The organism is Marinomonas lutimaris, from assembly GCF_019426345.1.
Lineage (GTDB): Bacteria > Pseudomonadota > Gammaproteobacteria > Pseudomonadales > Marinomonadaceae > Marinomonas > Marinomonas lutimaris.
On the sequence record NZ_JAHLLW010000005.1, the window covers coordinates 1 to 18,923 of the forward strand.

Genomic DNA, 18,923 nt, shown 5'->3' on the forward strand with positions numbered 1-18,923 from the left:
GCCGGTTAATAAAGTGTCCAACTTTATGGGGTCACTTCACCCTTGTTTTAAGGTCTGGGCTTTTTTGGGCTATCTCAGCGATAGTATTTTTAATTGACTACTCTTTTATGAGTAAGTTATAGGGCTTTTTGCGTAATGTGTTGTCGATTAAGGGGATGAGAAAAAAGAAAATTCCATATTGAAAAGTATGTTGTATGATGTATGATGATGTTGTGTTTGAGAAAGCAGTAACTAAAAACAAATCGTCCTACATACAAAAACAATTATGGGAAAACGGTTATGAAAAGAATCTTATTTCAATCTAAGGTGGCTTTGTTGGCGATGTCTTGTGCACTTGCTCCAGTAGCGAGTTTTGCAGCAGACAGCCCAATCCATGGCAATATCCGAGTCGTCATCGGTTCTAAATCGACTGGTGGTGATACTTATCAAGCTGCCTCTATTGTTTCTGAGGCGTTAGCAAAAAAACTGGATACCAATATCAAAGTTGATGCGGTTGGCTTTTCTGCTGCATATCAAGCTCTGAAGCGTGTTTCTAGTGGCAATACCATCATGATTTTCCATGATCAGTCGTATTTGGGGAACCTGTATAAGCAAGCTGGTTATGTTGATCCTTTTAAAGAGTTCATCATTGGTCCAACCCTAGCGACCAACCCAGGTAACGGTTATCTCGTTCCTAAGAACTCACCTTACAAAACCATGGACGACATTTTGAATGCAGCGGGACAGGGTAAAACTGTTCGTGTAGCAATACAGCCAGGTGGCGTGTCTGAGATCGGTTTTACCGCGATGAAAAATGCCGTCAAATTGGCTTATCCAGGGAAAGAGGACAACCTAGTTGCCCTTAATACGGGTTCCCAGTCTGATAAAAACCAGACGTTATTTGATGGTTTGTCTGATGTCATCAATGGCAGTGTTCAAGCAAACGAGCAATATACTCGTTTACCATCTGATGACCAAAAAGCGATGAGCTTCGTTTGGTTAACAGCGAAAGCATCGACGCTTTCTCAAGCAAACCCTCAAGGTATGGGCGAGACATCTCGTGATGAATTGTTGCAGTATGCTTCTGGTTTGGGCGTGAAAATCCCAATGGATGCAGAGAATGATTTTACCTTTGATAAGGAGTTTTTTGTTATTTATAACAAGAAAACCTCTCCTGAAGTCATTGCTTACATAGATAAAGCGCTGAAAGAAGTATTTGAAGAAGGTGAAGTGATTCAAACACTTAAGAAGTCTTTCTTTATTCCTGATTTCCGTACATCGACGGATGCTCAGACGTATCTAAAAGCGAAGCGTGATAGCTATGCTGAGATTATAGAGAATATCGACGGAAAATAATTTAGGTGATCTTTGTGCGATTACTGTGCTCGTCAATGCTTTGTTAAAAAACTGGTCTTGGCTTCGCTCGTGACATCGTGAAAAGGTCTCTTTATGTTGATCTATTAATCACTAGACGGTTTATAGAAAACTGCTCTAGTGGTTAATTAACTTTCAGAAGAGTGTCCTCATGCAAAATTGGCTTTCCTCACTGAACAGCGTCACTATCGATTTTACTACCTCTCAATGGTACTTCCCGCGCATTGTCATGGCATTGTTGCTGGTGGTGGGGTTAATCGTAGTTGTTTCACGTTTTAAGTTGGTTGTCCGTAATATTTCTCAAGGTAAATGGACCTTCTTTGAGCCTAATACAGATTTCTTTAGGTTAGTTGCAACCCTAGTATTGCTGCCTGTGTATTTCTTTATGATGGATTTCATTGGCGGTTTGATCCCCAATATGGGAATGGGTTTTTTGCTTTCCTCTATTCCTTTTATGTTTCTGATGTCGCTGATTTATTGCCATACAAGAGACAGGCGAAACCTGATCATTATCACACTGAACGCGGCTCTGACACCTTTGTTAGTCTGGTTTCTTCTTTACAACCTTTTTAGCGTTTCTTTGCCTTAAGCGCCGTCGGAGTAGTGTATGGAATTTTTTGATTTACTTTCCCCAGCGGCGTTTGCATTAGCTGCTGCCGGTTCAATTATTGGTATTATTTTTGGTGCGATTCCGGGGATGACAGCCACAATGGCTGTCGCTGTGTGTCTGCCATTGACTTATTCATTAGGCTTGCATGAAGGCTTGGCCTTGTTGTTAGGGCTTTATGTTGGTGGTATCTCTGGTGGTTTGGTGCCAGCGGTATTGCTGAATATCCCCGGAACACCTTCCTCTATTACCACGACGTTTGATGGCTATCCTATGGCGCAACGTGGTGAAGCGGAAAGAGCACTAAAAATTTGTATCGTTTCGTCTCTTTTTGGCGGTATTTTTAGTGCGATCATCTTGTTTTTCTTTGCGCCAGTCTTGGCTAATTTTGCGATCAAATTTTCTTATGTAGAGAAGTTTTTGCTGATTTTCTTTGCAATGACAGTGATTGCTTCATTATCTAAAAATGTCTTGATGGGGGTGTTTAGTGGCTTGTTAGGTGTGTTTTTAAGCTTAATTGGCACTTATGATGTTTCTAGTGGTGGTAACGGTGAATACCGTTTGATGTTCGACTTCATGACGCCGTACTTAGAATCAGGTTTTACGCTGTTACCTGTGCTAATAGGTTTGTTTGGTGTGGCAACTATTATTGAGCAAGCCGAAAAGGGTACGCGAGATGAGTCCTATGCAAAGCGTCTGCAGTTAACCAAGGGCGAACCTTTCCGTTTCTCGGTCTTCAAAGGCCAATTATCTAATCTGATTCGTTCTTCATTTATTGGTACTTTTATTGGTTTATTGCCCGGTATTGGTGGTAGTGCGGCGTCTGTTTTGGCCTACACACAACAAAAGAACTTGTCTAAAGCACCAGAAAAAATGGGCACAGGTGTGCCAGAAGGTTTGGTGGCATCAGAATCATCTAACAATGGTTTGACTGGTGGTGCTTTGATTCCTTTGCTGTCTTTGGGTATTCCAGGCGACAGTACGACAGCGGTATTGATTGGTGCCTTTACTTTGCAGGGGTTGCAAGTAGGGCCTTTGTTTATCGGTGAAAACTTAGACACTTGGTATTCCATGGTAGCGGCATTGTTGTTCTCTAACGTGGTGATGTTTTTGGTGATGTTCTTTGCGATTCGTCATATCTCCAAGGTCGTACTGATTCCGAAATTTATTCTGTATCCAATTATTGTGATGATGTGTGGTGTCGGTGCGTATGCCATTAACTACGGCATTATGTTTGATGTTTGGACGTTGTTTATTTTCGGTGTGGCTGGTTGGGTTTTGACCAAGGTTGGTATCGAAGTTGCGCCTTTGGTGATTGGTTTTATTTTGGGCAGTTCGGCGGAAGTCTATTTTGTAAAAAGCTTAGAGTCCTATGGCGAGTTTACGATTTTCTTCACTAAGAGCCCAATTGCGTTATTCCTATGGCTATTGATTGCGCTTTCTATCTTTTTCTCTTACTTGATTCACAAGAAGAATAAAGCGCGCATCAGTAAAGAGGGTTAGTTCATGACAGATCAATATGTGTTAATCAAAATTCATGATAACGACAATGTCGCTATCATTCTAAATCAAGGCGGCGCGCCAGCAGGTGCCGAGCTAGATAATGGCTTGGTATTGAAAGAGGCGGTTCCTCAGGGGCACAAAGTCACGTTGCGGGCGATCAAAGAAAACGAAACTATTATTCGTTATAACGAAGTAATTGGTTATGCGAACAAAGATCTTGATGTTGGTTGTTGGGTGTCTGAGCAAGTTGTACGTATGCCGACGCCGCCGAATCTTGATGAGTTGCCATTAGCCACTCGTGAGAAACCTAAATTTGAGCCATTAGAAGGTTACACCTTTGATGGTTATAAAAATGCAGATGGTTCCGCAGGTACAAAAAACTTACTTGGTATCAGTACCAGTGTGCAATGTGTGGCAGGTATTACTGATTATGTAGTTAAGTTGATTAAGCAAACCTTGTTGCCAAAATACCCTAATGTAGACGGTGTGGTTGCGCTAAATCATTCCTATGGCTGTGGTGTAGCGATTAATGCACCCGGAGCAATTGTGCCGATTCGTACCTTGCAGAACATGGCAAAGAATCCCAATTTCGGTGGCGAAATCATGGTCATCGGTTTGGGCTGTGAAAAGTTACAGCCGCACCGATTGTTAGAGATTGATGACTCGCAAGCAGTCAATATTTTGCCAAACTCTGCTGCCGCGAAACATCTTGAAGATAGCATAGTGAGCTTGCAAGACGAGTCTCATCATGGTTTTCAAGATATGGTCGACCATATTATGGAGATGGCTGAAGAGCATCTTAAACGCTTAAATTTACGTCGTCGCGAACCTTGTCCTATTTCTGAGCTTGTCGTCGGTATGCAGTGTGGCGGTAGTGATGCCTTTTCAGGTATTACCGCGAATCCTGCAGTGGGTTATGCCTCGGATTTAATTGTTCGTGCGGGTGGCTCTGTCATGTTTTCGGAAGTAACCGAAGTGCGAGATGCAATTCATTTGTTAACACCACGAGCAGAAACAGTAGAAGTAGGCAAAGCCTTGTTACGTGAAATGCAGTGGTATGACGATTATCTAAATCAAGGCCAAGCCGATCGCAGTGCGAATACCACGCCAGGTAATAAAAAAGGCGGCCTAAATAACATTGTAGAGAAGTCATTAGGGTCGATTACCAAGTCCGGTAACAGTCCAATTGTCGATGTATTAAGCCCGGGTGAGCGTATTCGTAAGCGTGGTTTGAACTTCGCGGCGACGCCAGCTAGTGACTTTATTTGCGGTACTTTGCAGTTTGCTTCTGGGATGAATGTTCAAGTATTCACAACAGGGCGAGGTACGCCTTATGGCTTGGAAGTGGCGCCTGTCATTAAAGTGTCGACCAATAGTTCATTAGGAAACCGTTGGCATGATTTGATCGATATGGATGCTGGACGTATGGCAACCAAGGAAATCACCTTAGAGGAAGCTGGCTGGGAATTGTTCCATCTAATTTTGGATGTGGCGAGTGGGCGTAAGCAAGTCGCGGCAGATCGTCTGGGGTTACATAACGACTTGGTATTGTTTAACCCAGCACCTGTGACCTGAGTCGAGATAGTTATAAGGTTAAATTTGACTTGTAATTAACTTGTTTAGTTGTATGATGTATTACAAGTTGTGTCAAAGATCTTCCGAACAAGGAAGGTGTTATTAATATAATAAAGAGGAAAAAAGCATGGCTTTTTCGGTTGAGCAAATGAGATCAGCATTGAGTGACGGACTTTTGTCCTTTCCTGTTACGGATTTTGATGCGAATGGTAAATTCAACGCAGAGACATTCCGTCAGCGCATCGAGACGTTTATCGAACATGGTGTGTCTTCCATTTTTGTTGCCGGTGGCACAGGGGAGTTCTTCTCTCTAGATGAAGATGATTATCGCCAAATTGTCGAATTATCTGTTGCTACAGTAAAAGGTCGTGTGCCAGTGATTGCGTCTGCTGGTCGCAGTGTGTCAGATGCGAAGAAGTTTGTGGCGATTGCCGATGCTGCAGGCTGTGACGGTATCTTGTTGATGCCTCCTTTCTTAACAGAATGTCCTGAAGACGGCATTGTGGAATACGCTAGCCAAATCATGGCATCTAGCAAAACGCATTTTATTTATTACAACCGCGGTAATGGTATTTTGACAGCTGAAAGCGTGAAAGCGTTAGCTGCAGCGAATCCAAATATGGTGGCGTTGAAAGATGGCGTCGGCAACATTGCAGCATTAAACGATACTATTAAAACAGTCGGTGATCGTTTGGTTTACATCGGTGGCGTGCCAACGGCTGAAATCTTCGCTGAAGCCTATTTGTCTATTGGCGTGAATACCTACTCTTCTGCCGTATTTAACTTCATGCCGGAAATGGCAAACAAGTTTTACAAAGCGTTGCGTGCGGGTGATCAGGCGGTTGTTACGGCAATCATTAAAGATTTCTTTATCCCATTCTGCCGTTTGCGTGATCGCAAAAAAGGCTACGCGGTGAGCTTAATTAAAGCGGGTGCAACCTTGATGGGGCAAAGTGCTGGTAATGTTCGTGCTCCACTTACTATGCCAACAGCAAGTGAAGTGGCGGAGTTAGAAGCAATTATTAAGAAAAACTCTTAGAGAGCTTAGAGAGGGTTAGGTCGGATAGTCTAACCTTCTCATTTTTTACAAGGCAGAGACTCGCATTATGTTTACAACAATAAAAAAGATGCAGGTTATACCTGTTGCTGGTCATGATAGTTTTCTATTAAACCTAAGTGGCGGACATGCCCCTTGGTTTATTCGTACCGTTGTCGTATTAGAAGATAACGATGGCAATATCGGCTTAGGTGAAGTACCTGCAACCGATAAAATTATTTCTACCCTTGAAGAGTGCCGAACTCTTGTGGAGGGCAAAAGCGTTGGTAAATGGAAAAGCATTATCAGCGACGTTCGCCTTGCCACATCGGGTAAATCGGATGATGTGCGCGGTAATCAAACCTTTGACCTAAGAACTGCTGTTCATGTTATTACCGCGATTGAATCCGCATTATTGGATTTGGCTGGTCAGAATATGGGATTGCCAGTGGTCGATCTATTAGGACAGTACGGTAAGCAGCGCGATGAAGTAGAAGCGCTAGGTTATTTGTTCTTCCTTGGGGATCGCACCAAAACAAATTTGCCTTACCCAGCTTATGAAAACCCAGTCGATGAGTGGGATCGGGTTCGCGGTCAAGAAGCAGTCACTCCTGAATCCATTGCTAGGTTAGCGAAAGCTGCTTATGCGCGTTATGGTTTCAAAGATTTCAAACTAAAAGGCGGCGTGTTGGATGGTCATCAAGAAGCAGAATGTATTGCTGCCTTGTACGAAGCTTTCCCTGATGCGCGTTTAACCTTGGATCCAAATGGCGCTTGGACATTAGAGCAAGCCATTGAATATCTCACACCAGTTAAACATATGTTGAGTTACGCGGAAGACCCTTGTGGTCAAGAAGGCGCTTGGTCTGGTCGTGAAACCATGTCTGAATTCAAACGTAGAACGGGCTTGAAAACAGCAACGAACATGATTGCGACAGACTGGAAACAGCTGAAAAATGCAGTGCGTCTTGATTCTGTTGATATTCCGCTGGCCGATTGTCATTTCTGGACCATGCAAGGTGCTGTAGCCGTTGGTGAGCTTTGTAATGAATGGGGCATGACATGGGGCTCCCATAGTAATAATCACTTTGATATTTCTTTGGCGATGATGACGCATGTTGCGGCAGCTTGCCCAGGCGAAGTGACCGCTATTGATACGCACTGGATTTGGCAAGATGGACAACGCGTCACAAAAGAGCCATTAAAAATCCGTAACGGTAAGATTACCGTGCCGACAAAACCGGGTTTAGGTATTGAATTAGACCGCGAAAAGTTAATGGAAGCGCATGCTCTCTATAAAACGTTAACCCTTGGTCAACGTGATGATAGCTTGGCAATGCAGTTCCTTATTCCGGGTTGGACGTTTGATCCTAAGAAACCAGCGCTTGTTAGATAGATAGCACTGGGGTAATGTTCAGGGTTTTAGAATATACGGCGTATTTATATATGGATGGGGTTAAAACGGTGGCTAAATCACTACAAATAGAGCGAGTTGGTAAAGGCGATAGTTTGGCAAGCAATGTAGCAAAACAGCTTGAGCAACAAATTTCCGCTGGCCATATACCTGTCGGCGATAAACTGCCAACAGAAAACGCACTATGTGATCTATTTGGCGTGAGTCGTACCGTTATCCGAGAAGCAATTACACAGCTTAAATCACTTGGTTTGGTTGAAACGAAACGCGGGGTTGGTACCAGCGTTCTTCGTGCTCAGGCTAGTGAAACTATGTTTGCTTATCAGATCGACCCTACTGCCATTACCGATATTCTACATATATTAGAAATGCGTTTGAGTGTTGAAACAACTGCTTGTGAGCTGGCCGCTTTGCGTCGCTCAGAAGAGGATGTCGCCATACTTGAAAAACATTTTAATGATTTTGACGAGGCATTAAGTCGAGGCGAATTGGCACGAAAAGAAGATTACGCTTTTCACTTGGCTATTTGTACTGCTACTCGTAACCCCTTCCTTAAACAGTTCTATGAGCAGTTTAATAAAAACGTTATCCCCAGAGCAAAATTGATTAATTCAAACTTGAAACAGGTGGCAACCGATGAATATTTGCATCGTATTCGCACCGAACATCTTGAAATACTGAATTGTATTAAGAATAAAGATGGAGAAGGTGCGAGACAGGCTATGCATAATCATTTATACCGTGCTTACCACTTGTACGAACGTTATCAGAGCGATAACAAGTTTGATTTAGAATGAGAGCTTTGTAGCGACTTCGTTCATAGCAACATCCTGCAAAGCCCTGAGAAAAGAGGTTGCTAGAAGTGAATCTTGTTCACTTCTTTCTCTTTACAGCATTTTTTGCTGTTCATAGCTTATATTTCATAGCTTATTTTCATAAGTAATTAGGGGGAAACATGGATACGAAAGGGCTTCTTAAAGGCACTTCATTGGTGGCAGGTAACGATATTACTGGCACGCAAAAAGCCATTTATGCAATCAATCCTGCGACAAATGAAACACTTGAGCCTGCTTATAACGGCGCAACAAAAGCTGAAGTTGAGCAAGCTGTGAGTGCTGCTTGGCAAGCATTTGATCAATACCGTGCTGTAAGTACAGAAAAACGTGCCGCTTTCCTAGAATGTGTCGCTGATGAAATTCTAGCATTAGGGGATGCCTTGGTAGAGCGTGCTATGGCGGAATCTGGTTTGCCAAAAGCGCGTATCGAAGGTGAGCGTGGCCGTACTATGGGCCAGTTACGTTTGTTCGCTGGCGTAGTTCGTTTGGGCAAAGCGACGGATGCTCGCATTGATCCTGCTATGCCAGATCGTGCGCCATTACCTCGCTCTGATTTGCGCTTCCAAAAAATTGCTCTAGGCCCAGTTGCGGTCTTTGGTGCAAGTAACTTCCCATTGGCTTTCTCTGTTGCTGGTGGTGATACAGCGTCTGCATTGGCGGCAGGTTGTCCTGTTGTTGTAAAAGCGCATTCTGCTCATCCTGGTACGTCTGAACTTGTTGGCCGTGCGATTACGGCAGCGGTTAAAAAATGCGGCCTGCCTGCTGGTGTGTTTTCTCTACTGTATGGCTCTGGTCGTGAAATCGGCAGTGCTTTGGTTGAGCATCCTTCTATTAAAGCCGTTGGCTTTACTGGGTCGCGTAGTGGCGGTGTTGCGCTAATGAATATCGCGGCAAATCGTCCTGAGCCAATTCCTGTTTATGCAGAAATGAGTAGCATCAACCCAGTCTTTGTCATGCCTGAAAAATTGTCTGCTGAAGCGCAAAGTGTGGCGAAAGGTTTTGTTGGTTCACTTACCATGGGCGCAGGTCAATTCTGTACAAACCCAGGTATGGTTGTGCTGTTGAAAGGCGAAGCAGCGGATAGCTTTAAAGCGACGGTTGCCAGCGAAGTGCAGGCATTGGGTACGCAAACCATGCTGACACCAGGTATTTACCAAGCGTATTGTGAAGGTGTTGAGAAGCTAAATAGCAACTCAGCAGCGGCACTGTTGGCGAAAGGTAATGACAGCGATCAACCAAACCAGTGTTGCCCACATGTATTTGCGACCAGTGCAAAAGCTTTCTTGGCTGATGCATCAATGGAAGATGAAGTATTTGGCTCAACGTCTTTGATCATCGAATGCGATACCTTGGATGAATACAAGGTGGTGGCTGAGCATTTAGAAGGTCAATTGACTGCAACGGTTCAAATGTCTGATGCGGATGTTGAAGCCGTTCGAGCTTTATTGCCAACGTTAGAGCGTAAAGTCGGTCGTATCCTTTGTAATGGCTACCCAACAGGTGTAGAAGTGTGTCATTCCATGGTTCATGGTGGTCCTTTCCCTGCAACATCTGATAGCCGTTCTACGTCTGTTGGTAGTGCGGCGATTGATCGTTTCTTGCGACCAGTGTGTTACCAAGACTTCCCAAGCTCATTGATCCCTGAGGCCATTCAAGATAAGAATCCTTTGAATGTGCCGCAATTGGTGGATGGAAAGTTTAACTAAGTCGCACTTATTAAGCTCCAATACTCGCTATTTTAAGGGGCACTTCGGTGCCCCTTTTTATTTGTTGCTGTGCTATTTGGGAGAGATCGATGGAAGCGACTGCTTTTACGGCTATTTTGGATGTGTCCATCCCCGTTTTATTACTGATAGTAGTCGGGGCTTTTCTGCGTAATCGAGGCGTCATTGATGACAGCTTCATTGCTTCTGGTTCGCGCTTTGTCTTTGCTGTCGGCATGCCGACGTTACTATTTTTTAGCATGCTGGGGGCGAGTCCGAGTAATTTGATGTCATGGCAAATGCCGCTTTTTTTTGCGGTAGGTATACTGCTTACCTTCGGTTTCGCATGGTGGTTGTCGGGCAGAGCGAAGGTGCCAGAATACGAGCGTGGCATCTTTATTCAAATTGCCTTCCGCGGTAATACAGGCGTTTTCAGTTTAGCCCTTGTGGTGAACATGTTTGGCGACGAAGGCGTCGTAATTGGCGGTGTTTTGGCCAGTATTACGTCTGTTATGTTTAATGTGTTGGCCGAAATTGCGTTGTCGCGTTATCAAAAAGACCACACCATTAGTCACAAAGCATTGTTTGGCACAATCGCGCGCAATCCGATGATTGTTGGTGTTGTGGCAGGCATTATCGTGAATCTGATCGGCTTGCCGATTCCGAGTCAGGTAGTGACCACAGGTAAGTATTTAGGCAGTGTGACCTTGCCCTTAGCTTTGCTTTGTATTGGCGGGTCATTAGCCACTAGTCGCTTTATTCTATCGCGTCATATTTCATTAGCGATTGCGGTTAAAGTTTTTATTAGCCCAGTGATTTTAACCTGCTTGGCTGCATTATTAGGTTTCTCTGAGCACGAGCAGTTGTATCTATTTTTGTTCTTTGGTGCGCCCGTCGCAGCGTCAGCCTACGTCGTTTCTGTGGCGCACGGCAGTGACGGCAAAGTGACCGCGAATGCCATTGCCACATCCACCTTAGTCGGCTCAGTGGTGATCGTATTTATCGCACCATTGCTGTTGGCGATACTTTAAACGGACATAAGGAAATCATTACATGAGTAAAATTGACGTATTGGTCGTTTGGCCAAACCGCCCAGAACAAATGCAAATGCTGGCAGACACTTATGAACTGCACCGTTACGATCAGGCCTCAGCAGAAGAAAAAGCCGCCATGATCGGTGCTGTTGGTGACAAGATACGTGCGGTGGCAACCACTCACGGGGGCGGATTTGACGAAACCTTATTAGCGCAATTGCCGAATTTGGAAATCGTCTGTTCATCCAGTGTGGGTCTGGATACCATCTGTGTGGAAGCCTGCCACAAGCGCGGCATTCCTGTTACAAACACACCGGATGTATTGACCGATGATGTGGCCGATATGGCGATGATGCTTACATTGACTACTCTGCGTCGCATGTTGCCTGCAGTGGATTGGATTCAGAGTGGTCACTGGGTCGAGAAGGGCATGATGCCATTGAATACCTCCCTGAAAGGCAAGACTCTTGGTATTGTCGGCTTAGGACGAATTGGCAAGGCTATCGCAGCCCGTGCAGAAGCGTTTGGTATGAACGTCAGCTACTTCAGTCGCCAAGCCAAAACAGATGTCGATTATCGTCATTACGACGACCTAGTTGCCTTGGCAAAAGACGTGGATGTGCTGGCACCTGTCATTCCCGGTGGCCCCGCCACAGAAGGCTTAATTAGCCGAGAAGTTCTGAGCGCATTAGGTGAGGACAGCTACTTTATCAACGTTTCGCGTGGTTCCGTCGTTGATGAACAAGCGTTAGTAGAGTTGCTCGAACAACGTGCGATCAAAGGTGCAGGTTTAGATGTCTTTGTCGACGAACCGAATGTACCACAGGCGTTACTGTCTATGGATCACGTGGTCTTACAGCCTCACTGTGCTAGCGGCACTTATGAAACGCGTGCTGCCATGGCACAATTGGTAGTGGATAATCTCGCTGCGCACTTTGCAGGTAAACCACTGCTTACGCCCGTTATTCTTTGATTTTCTAGATAAAAAAGCTCGAATTTCCATTAAGAAATTCGAGCAAGCTAGAGCACAACTTTGCCTGAACATTGCTCCTTTAAGTCGGCAAGGCATTAAAGGATCAAACCTCTTAGAAGCGTGGTACGGTCCCTTTCCAGTCTGGTTGGTACTTGCGCATTTCCGCAACGTCATTACGAGCACGAATGCCACAGTTTTCGTAGTTTTTGGCTAACACAGCTAAGGCGTCTCTATCCAATTCCACACCTAAGCCCGGTTTCTCAGGGACCACGACTGCGCCATTTTTGAATGGGATCTTGCCGCCGACAATCACTTCCTCTTCTTGCCAAGGGTAGTGTGTGTCGCAGGCGTACGTTAGATTATCAATCGCTGCGGCGGCATGAGTCATGGCCATTAAGCTGATGCCTAAGTGAGAGTTGGAGTGCATTGATAGGCCGATGTCCCATGTTTTGCACAACTGTGCCAATTCTTGTGTGGCTCTTAGGCCGCCCCAGTAATGGTGATCAGACAAAATAACTTGTACCGAATCCAGCTCGATGGCCTTTGGAATGTCAAAAAAGCCAATGACATACATATTGGTCGCTAATGGAATGTCGGTCATGGCGCTTACTTGTCCCATGGCTTCTTGGCCGTGGGCAGGGTCTTCTAAATATTGCAGTAGTCCATTGCCAAATTTGTCTAATAAGCGCTTGGTGGTTTCAACCGTCCAACCACCATTGGGATCAATACGCAGCGGTACATCTGGGAAGGCCTCGCGTAGTGCTTCTAGAGCTTCAATCTCTTTTTCTGGCTCGAACACACCCGCTTTGAGTTTGATCGATTGGAAGCCGTATTGATCAATCATTTTCTTCGCTTGCGCAACGATTTGCTCTGGCGTTACTGCTTCCCCCCACGTATCTACCCATGGATCTTCGGTAAAGCCATGGCGTTCAAACTTGTAGAATAAATATGCACTGTAGGCGACTTCATTGCGTACTTTGCCGCCTAATAAATCACACACAGGACGGCCTGTAATCTTGCCCATCAGGTCTAAGCAAGCGACTTCGAAGGCTGAGAAAATACGCGGCACTGTGGTTGCGCCCAATGTACCTGGGGCGATGTCTAGCCCTGAATTTGGATCGGGTAGAGTGACAACGGATTCAATTTTGTTACGGATCGCATTGACATTGAAAACATCCATGCCCACTAGATGTGGCGCGACTTGGCGCAATTGACTGATGGTTTGTTCGTCACCATAACTTTCGCCTAAACCGTAATTACCGTCTTCGGTTTTTATTTCAATAATGGTGCGCAAGGCCCATGCTTCATGAACGCCATAAACATTGAGTAGTGGAGGATCGCGGAACGCAATAGGTGTAATTTCAATTTGTTTTATACGTGACATACGGTTATCTCCTGAGAAAATGGAGTCTTATCGATGGCTTTTGCCATCAATAAGAAGGTTAAAAATGTAAATGGTTAATATCCTACAGTGCTAGGCAAAACCTGCGGCGAGAGCAAACATACAAACGATTAGGATGGCGGCAACAACGCCCCCCGCAATCCAAGGCGCAACGCCATAACGGTCAATTTCAGACTGATTATCGTGACCAATCATAAATATTCTCCTAGGTTAATTTCCGAGCGCTTCGGGAAGCCAAAGGGCGATTTGAGGGAAGCTCATTACCAGAATCAACCCGACAATTTGCAAGCCGATAAATGGCAACACAGAGATGAAGATTTCTTGCAGAGATATGTCTTTTGGTGCGACTGATTTGAGCCAGAAGCAGGCTGGACCAAACGGTGGTGATAAGAAGTAAATCTGAATGTTGAGAACAAACAGAATACCAAACCAGACTTTTGCTTGATCTGGTGTCAGTCCAAGCTCAGGCGCTAGGGTCATGACGACGGGGGCAAAAACAGGAACCGTAATTAGAACGATGGCGATCCATTCCATAAAGGTACCTAAAATCACCAAAATCAGCATCATTACCAAGATCACGCCAATGGCTGGAATGCCAAGGTTCATAAACAGTGAGCGCATAAAGTCCGCGCCACCGATTAGATTGAAGATACCGACAAAAGATACGGACCCCAGTACCAACCAAATGATGGTGCCCACAGTGGCCATAGAACCAACTAAAGAAGCTTTCAGCATGGACCATTTAAATTCATGACGTACTGCAGAAACAATCATGGCACCCAAGGCACCCACTGCCGCCGCTTCGGTGACCGAAGCAATACCACCATAGATGGACCCCATTACACAGCCGATTAGCATAATGCTCAAGAATACTGCGCTCATACGAGATTTTGATAGCTTGCGCTCTTCGCCTGTTAGCTCGGCCACTTCTTTCGCCGTTGGCGCTAATTTAGGGTTAATGTGCACACGAATCAGAACATACAATGCATAGAAGACAGCCAGCATTAGTCCAGGTACAGCCCCTGCCATAAACAGATCGCCAATGGCGACTTCAGCAGATAGACCGTAAACGATCATGATGATCGAAGGTGGGATCAGGGTAGCCAAGGCGCCTGCAGCACAAATTAGGCCAATGGTCATTTTTCGGTCATAGCCTAAGCGTAGCATTTGCGGCAAGGCGACTAGGCCAAGCATCACAATTTCGCCGCCCATCACACCGGACATGGCTGCGAGAATAACCGCCACAACCACGGTCTGTACTGCCACGCCACCGCGTAGATTGCCAGCGAATACTGACATGGCATCAAACAAATCTTCTGCGATACCAGACTTTTCAAGAATCGTTGCCATTAATACGAAGAATGGAATGGCAATCAGAGTGTAGTGATCAAGTAATGTTGCGGTGTTGGCGGATACTAGATATAAGCCCCGAGGGCCAAAGAAGGCAATCGCCATGACGACAGAGACTATCAAGGTTACGATACCTAGCGGCATACCTGTCATCATCAAAGACACCAGCATCGCGACCATAATTAAGGATATTACCCCTAAACTGTATGAGCGCATGTCCAGTGCAGCGCTTGGGTCTAGGCTTTGGCCTACCGCTGAGAAGTAACCACTCACGCCATCGAAAATCGAGCCTGGTCCAGAAATATAAGCCAGTACACCATTGATAAAGTATAGCGCCATAAACAGACCGACTAGTTTCACAGCTGCCTTAGCCCATCTGCTGTTTACGTGACGCCAAAGGTTAACGGTTAGCTGAGCGAGGTACATGAATCCACCCAGCATGAGTAAGGTTTTTAATAGCATCGGCATGGGGGAATTAAACGCACTACCAGTGCGTTCTATATGATCAATCGCCATGTAGGCGCGCATAGAAGCATCGGATAGCAACAGAAATAGCGCAACAATACCAATGCTGGATGCAAATAGATCAAGACGCCATTGAGCTTTCGGGGAGACAATATTATGAATCACCGTAATGCCTATATGGCGTTGCTTTAGGGTAATGTAGCCCGCAGAAAGCATCCAAGTTGCGGCGCACAGCACCATCACCACTTCAAATGCCCATTGTGTTGGCGAATTAAACATATAGCGGGCAACAACTTCCCATAAGGTGGCACCGGCTGCAACAAGGTAAAGCAGCGAAACCCCAATGCCAGAAAAGTGGCTAAAGTGATCTATGGGGGTGTATTTGAATTCTTCATGCTGCTGCGCATGCTCAATCGGGTTGTCGTCGGCAATTTCGACAATGTCATCAGCGTTGAGGCTTTGAGTTTTGGACATAGTGTTCACCTGATCTATCAGCCTACTGCATGGGGAGGCTTATTTTTATGTGGAAGGTGCGACGGAGGGACAATGCCCAGCCGTCGCTAGTGGTAAATCACTCTTGGGCTAGAGTAGGCCTTTTTCGGTCATGAATTTAACGTGTGCTTTGTACACTTCTGTTGCCAGAGGTGAGGCACTACCAAAGGCTTCCCATGCTTCTTTTGCTATCTTACGGAAATCGTCACGCTCGGATTGAGGCCAGTCGATGACGGTAATGTCGCCTTTGGCTTTGTCGCGTGCGACCAGTTCTTTGTCTTTAGCATCTAGGTAGGTGCGTAGGTCCGCGTAGGCACTCAAGAACCATTCTGTTAGAGCTGCTTGGTCTTCTTTATCGATTTTGTTCCAGGTTGCTTCGTTGATGGTGAATTGCATAAAAGGCATTGAGTGAATACCTGGATAAATTGGAAATTTGGCGACCTTGTGCATGCCGCTGGCATCATTGTTTGCGTAAGCCGAGGAATCGGCGGCATCAATCACATTTTTCTCTAGAGCGGTGTATACCTCTGAGCCAGGTAGAGATACGGGCGCTGCACCCGCACGACGAAACACATCTGCAGCGAGGCCTTCGGGAGAGCGAACTTTCAGCCCCTTCATATCAGCGACCCCACGAACCGGTACTTTTGATACGAAGGCTTCGCGTTTTTCAGAGCTACAGCCAATGACATGAACGCCGGGGTCGTATTTGTTGTACATTTTTTGTAGCAGCTCTTTACCGCCGCCTTGCATGCAAAACTCTTCAATTTGGGCTGGATTGTCATAGCCTGCAATTAAGTCACCCATCAAGGCATAAGCGGGGTCTTTGCCTGCAAAATAGCTGGTTGCTGTTAAATCGCCATCCAAGATTCCCATAGAAACCGCCACAGGCGTTTCTTTATGTGAAACGACAGAGCCAATAGGTAGCAATTCTATTTGCAGGTCGCCTCCAGTCATTTCTTTTAGTTTAGGTATCCATATTTGATTTAAGCGAGTCAAACTGATGTGTGACGCATTAAAGCTGGTTTGGACCTTGAGTGTTTCAGCGTAGGTTGGTGCAACCGAAAAGGCTAACCCTGCTGTAAGTAGCGTTGCTGTGAGAGTTTTAGGTATGGATGTGAGGGGCATTGTTTTTCTCCTGATTTTTAGATTTATTGTTAGGAATTGCTCTTTTATGGTTTCTTATATACTAATATATTAGTTGGTTTTGTCATTCATATACTAATATATTAATTTCAATGCGCAAGTCTTTTTTCTTTCGTGCTGCAAACGGCTCTGAGATAATGACTTAACTATTTAAGGCAAAATATGGCTTCAATCTTATGAATCAGAAGAATAATTATTTGATTAAAAATTATTTAGAGCAGAGTAATGACTTGCCTCGTACTGCTGTTGATCGTGTGTATGATGATCTATTGCGTCGTATTGTAAGTTTGGAGCTTCCGCCAGGATCACAGCTTGTTCGTGGTGAACTATGTAGTGAGTATAAAGTCAGTCAAACACCGGTCAGAGAAGCGTTATTGCGGTTTGAACAAGTAGGTTTGGTGAATGTTAAGCCTCAGTCAGGTACCGAAGTATCTTATATAGATATAAAACAATTAGAGCAGAGTCACTTTCTTCGAGAGGCGCTGGAGTTTGAAGTAGTACGACAGTTAACGCAGATTCCAAATGAGGGAATTGTGTCTCAGCTGCGAGAAATTGTTGCAATGCAGGAGCAGGTTTCTACAGCAGAAAGTGATGACATCATTATGTTTGCTAAACTGGATGAGCTATTTCATCGCTCAATGTTTAAGGCAATAGGGCATGAGCCTTTGTATAAATTGGTACGTTCAAGATCTGGTCATATGGATCGTGTGCGACGCTTGCATTTGCCTTCTGAGGGGAAAATCCGCAGTGTTCTTGCTGGACATACGGCGATTATTGATGCGATAGCGAGTGGCTCACAAGATAAAGCCTTTGAGGCGATGCGTGACCATTTGGCGGGTACTATTTCACGAGTTCGTATTTTGCAGGAGGAATTTCCTGAGTATTTTTGCTAAATGTTATGCTGATTTTTTATGTTCAATATAAAAATGTTTTGTGTGTCGACTCAACTAGTTGATGGAAAATTTGTGTAAAATACACCTTTCTATTTTTTGACGAAAGACTCTATGTTCATCAAGGAGTAGAGTGTTTTTTGAAGGAGTCTATGTTGTTAGAAACGCAAAGCGTGATTTTAGATGTGGCCGCGCCAGTACTATTAATGATCGCGATGGGCGCATTCCTACGCAGAATTCAGCTAATAAATGACGGTTTCATTTTAATTAGTTCGCGATTTGTCTTTCAGGTATCCATGCCCGCTTTATTTTTCTTCGGCATGCTGGGAAATAATTTAAGTGGGCTTATTAGTGCTAACTTAGCGGCGTATTTTCTTGCCGCGATTACGTTAACGTTTTTGTTTGCTTGGTTTATAGCCGTTAAATTAGACGTTCCTGAACGACAGCGAGGCGTTTTTGTCCAGATTGCCTTTCGTGGTAATTGCGGGATATTTAGTGTTGCGTTAGTTGTGAACATGTTTGGTCAAGAAGGCGTAGCGCTTGGTGGTGTGATGTCTGGCTTGAGCGTTTTCTTGTTTAATATTTTAGCGGAAGTTATTTTAACCCGTTACAGCCACGGCAAATTGCAGCTGGTTCCAGTATTAAAAAGTTTGCTGAAGAATCCTTTGATACTGAGTATTGTGCTTGGCGTGGTAGCAAATATTATAGGCTTGAAACTGCCTGTCTTTGTGGTTAAAACTGGTTCTTTAATTGGTGGTTTGTCTTTGCCGTTGGCATTGATTTGTATTGGTGGCTCCTTAGTCACCAGTGGATTTACTTTGCCAAAACATTTTCCTATGGCGCTGTTAAGTAAAGTTGCATTAAGCCCTATTTTGTTTACGGCTTTGGGTTATTTGCTAGGTTTTAACCAAAAGGAATTGTTGTTCTTGTTTATTTTTTTAGCAGCGCCAACGGCGGCATCAGCTTACGTTACTGCGGTTGCAAAAGGTGATGATGGAAAGTCTACAGCAAATGCCATTGCCACAACGACGTTAGTTTCTTCCGTTGTGATTGTGGTGGGGATTCCTGCAATTATTTGGGCAACGGGCGGTTAAAGGTTACATACAAATAAAAAGCCGCTGCTCATATCAAGATGAGCAGCGGCTTT

The 18,923-nt window shown here is 44.8% G+C and carries 16 protein-coding genes; 12 read left to right on the top strand and 4 right to left on the bottom strand.

Features of this window, described 5'->3' with window-relative positions; translation table 11 throughout:
* Window positions 1-279 precede the first annotated feature (279 nt).
* The 10 genes from KPL72_RS07450 (at window position 280) to KPL72_RS07495 (ending at window position 12,034) form a co-directional block, all read left to right on the top strand.
* Window positions 280-1,335, top strand: coding sequence for an ABC transporter substrate-binding protein (locus KPL72_RS07450; RefSeq protein ID WP_219702348.1), 1,056 nt, complete (start codon window positions 280-282; stop codon window positions 1,333-1,335).
* A gap of 169 nt (window positions 1,336-1,504) precedes the next feature.
* Entirely contained in the window at window positions 1,505-1,942 is a 438-nt protein-coding gene (locus tag KPL72_RS07455) for a tripartite tricarboxylate transporter TctB family protein (RefSeq protein WP_212917474.1), read from the top strand.
* Between the two features lie 18 nt (window positions 1,943-1,960).
* Window positions 1,961-3,463, top strand: coding sequence for a tripartite tricarboxylate transporter permease (locus KPL72_RS07460; protein WP_212917475.1), 1,503 nt, complete (start codon window positions 1,961-1,963; stop codon window positions 3,461-3,463).
* Window positions 3,464-3,466: 3 nt separating this feature from the next.
* Entirely contained in the window at window positions 3,467-5,038 is a 1,572-nt protein-coding gene (gene garD / locus KPL72_RS07465; protein WP_219702349.1) for a galactarate dehydratase, read from the top strand.
* A 127-nt stretch (window positions 5,039-5,165) separates the two neighbouring features.
* A complete protein-coding gene (locus KPL72_RS07470; RefSeq protein WP_212917477.1) occupies window positions 5,166-6,077 on the top strand; it encodes a 5-dehydro-4-deoxyglucarate dehydratase in 912 nt (303 codons plus the stop codon).
* A 67-nt stretch (window positions 6,078-6,144) separates the two neighbouring features.
* A complete protein-coding gene (locus KPL72_RS07475; RefSeq protein ID WP_212917478.1) occupies window positions 6,145-7,470 on the top strand; it encodes an enolase C-terminal domain-like protein in 1,326 nt (441 codons plus the stop codon).
* Window positions 7,471-7,538: 68 nt separating this feature from the next.
* On the top strand, window positions 7,539-8,285 hold the full coding sequence (locus KPL72_RS07480; protein WP_249411677.1) for a FadR/GntR family transcriptional regulator: 747 nt from the start codon (window positions 7,539-7,541) through the stop codon (window positions 8,283-8,285).
* A 158-nt stretch (window positions 8,286-8,443) separates the two neighbouring features.
* Window positions 8,444-10,030 (top strand): aldehyde dehydrogenase (NADP(+)), encoded by a 1,587-nt coding sequence (locus KPL72_RS07485; RefSeq protein ID WP_212917480.1) that lies wholly within the window; start codon window positions 8,444-8,446, stop codon window positions 10,028-10,030.
* Window positions 10,031-10,119: 89 nt separating this feature from the next.
* Complete coding sequence (locus KPL72_RS07490; protein ID WP_219702350.1) at window positions 10,120-11,058, top strand: AEC family transporter; 939 nt, start codon at window positions 10,120-10,122, stop codon at window positions 11,056-11,058.
* A gap of 22 nt (window positions 11,059-11,080) precedes the next feature.
* Complete coding sequence (locus KPL72_RS07495; protein ID WP_219702351.1) at window positions 11,081-12,034, top strand: 2-hydroxyacid dehydrogenase; 954 nt, start codon at window positions 11,081-11,083, stop codon at window positions 12,032-12,034.
* A 112-nt stretch (window positions 12,035-12,146) separates the two neighbouring features.
* On the opposite strand, the gene KPL72_RS07500 is transcribed toward KPL72_RS07495, so the two are convergent.
* The 4 genes from KPL72_RS07500 to KPL72_RS07515 form a co-directional block, all read right to left on the bottom strand.
* Window positions 12,147-13,418 (bottom strand): glucarate dehydratase family protein, encoded by a 1,272-nt coding sequence (locus KPL72_RS07500; RefSeq protein ID WP_219702352.1) that lies wholly within the window; start codon window positions 13,416-13,418, stop codon window positions 12,147-12,149.
* A gap of 90 nt (window positions 13,419-13,508) precedes the next feature.
* Complete coding sequence (locus KPL72_RS07505) at window positions 13,509-13,631, bottom strand: dihydroxy-acid dehydratase (RefSeq protein ID WP_212917484.1); 123 nt, start codon at window positions 13,629-13,631, stop codon at window positions 13,509-13,511.
* A 15-nt stretch (window positions 13,632-13,646) separates the two neighbouring features.
* A complete protein-coding gene (locus KPL72_RS07510) occupies window positions 13,647-15,725 on the bottom strand; it encodes a TRAP transporter large permease subunit (RefSeq protein ID WP_219702353.1) in 2,079 nt (692 codons plus the stop codon).
* A 108-nt stretch (window positions 15,726-15,833) separates the two neighbouring features.
* Window positions 15,834-16,868: a TRAP transporter substrate-binding protein gene (locus KPL72_RS07515; protein ID WP_212917486.1), complete on the bottom strand. Its 1,035-nt coding sequence runs from the start codon at window positions 16,866-16,868 to the stop codon at window positions 15,834-15,836.
* A 194-nt stretch (window positions 16,869-17,062) separates the two neighbouring features.
* Between KPL72_RS07515 and KPL72_RS07520 the strand changes: the two genes are divergently transcribed.
* Both KPL72_RS07520 and KPL72_RS07525 read left to right on the top strand, forming a co-directional pair.
* The gene (locus KPL72_RS07520) at window positions 17,063-17,779 is read left to right on the top strand and encodes a GntR family transcriptional regulator (protein ID WP_212917487.1); all 717 of its coding nucleotides are present in this window, start codon (window positions 17,063-17,065) and stop codon (window positions 17,777-17,779) included.
* Window positions 17,780-17,916: 137 nt separating this feature from the next.
* Window positions 17,917-18,870: an AEC family transporter gene (locus KPL72_RS07525; protein WP_219702354.1), complete on the top strand. Its 954-nt coding sequence runs from the start codon at window positions 17,917-17,919 to the stop codon at window positions 18,868-18,870.
* Window positions 18,871-18,923 lie beyond the last annotated feature (53 nt).

Excerpts from the sequence above, each read along its gene's own strand:
- KPL72_RS07450 (WP_219702348.1), top strand. The coding sequence starts at position 280 with ATGAAAAGAATCTTATTTCAATCTAAGGTGGCTTTGTTGGCGATGTCT.
- KPL72_RS07455 (WP_212917474.1), top strand. The coding sequence starts at position 1,505 with ATGCAAAATTGGCTTTCCTCACTGAACAGCGTCACTATCGATTTTACT.
- KPL72_RS07460 (WP_212917475.1), top strand. The coding sequence starts at position 1,961 with ATGGAATTTTTTGATTTACTTTCCCCAGCGGCGTTTGCATTAGCTGCT.
- garD (WP_219702349.1), top strand. The coding sequence starts at position 3,467 with ATGACAGATCAATATGTGTTAATCAAAATTCATGATAACGACAATGTC.
- KPL72_RS07470 (WP_212917477.1), top strand. The coding sequence starts at position 5,166 with ATGGCTTTTTCGGTTGAGCAAATGAGATCAGCATTGAGTGACGGACTT.
- KPL72_RS07475 (WP_212917478.1), top strand. The coding sequence starts at position 6,145 with ATGTTTACAACAATAAAAAAGATGCAGGTTATACCTGTTGCTGGTCAT.
- KPL72_RS07485 (WP_212917480.1), top strand. The coding sequence starts at position 8,444 with ATGGATACGAAAGGGCTTCTTAAAGGCACTTCATTGGTGGCAGGTAAC.
- KPL72_RS07490 (WP_219702350.1), top strand. The coding sequence starts at position 10,120 with ATGGAAGCGACTGCTTTTACGGCTATTTTGGATGTGTCCATCCCCGTT.
- KPL72_RS07495 (WP_219702351.1), top strand. The coding sequence starts at position 11,081 with ATGAGTAAAATTGACGTATTGGTCGTTTGGCCAAACCGCCCAGAACAA.
- KPL72_RS07500 (WP_219702352.1), bottom strand. The coding sequence starts at position 13,418 with ATGTCACGTATAAAACAAATTGAAATTACACCTATTGCGTTCCGCGAT.
- KPL72_RS07505 (WP_212917484.1), bottom strand. The coding sequence starts at position 13,631 with ATGATTGGTCACGATAATCAGTCTGAAATTGACCGTTATGGCGTTGCG.
- KPL72_RS07510 (WP_219702353.1), bottom strand. The coding sequence starts at position 15,725 with ATGTCCAAAACTCAAAGCCTCAACGCTGATGACATTGTCGAAATTGCC.
- KPL72_RS07515 (WP_212917486.1), bottom strand. The coding sequence starts at position 16,868 with ATGCCCCTCACATCCATACCTAAAACTCTCACAGCAACGCTACTTACA.
- KPL72_RS07520 (WP_212917487.1), top strand. The coding sequence starts at position 17,063 with ATGAATCAGAAGAATAATTATTTGATTAAAAATTATTTAGAGCAGAGT.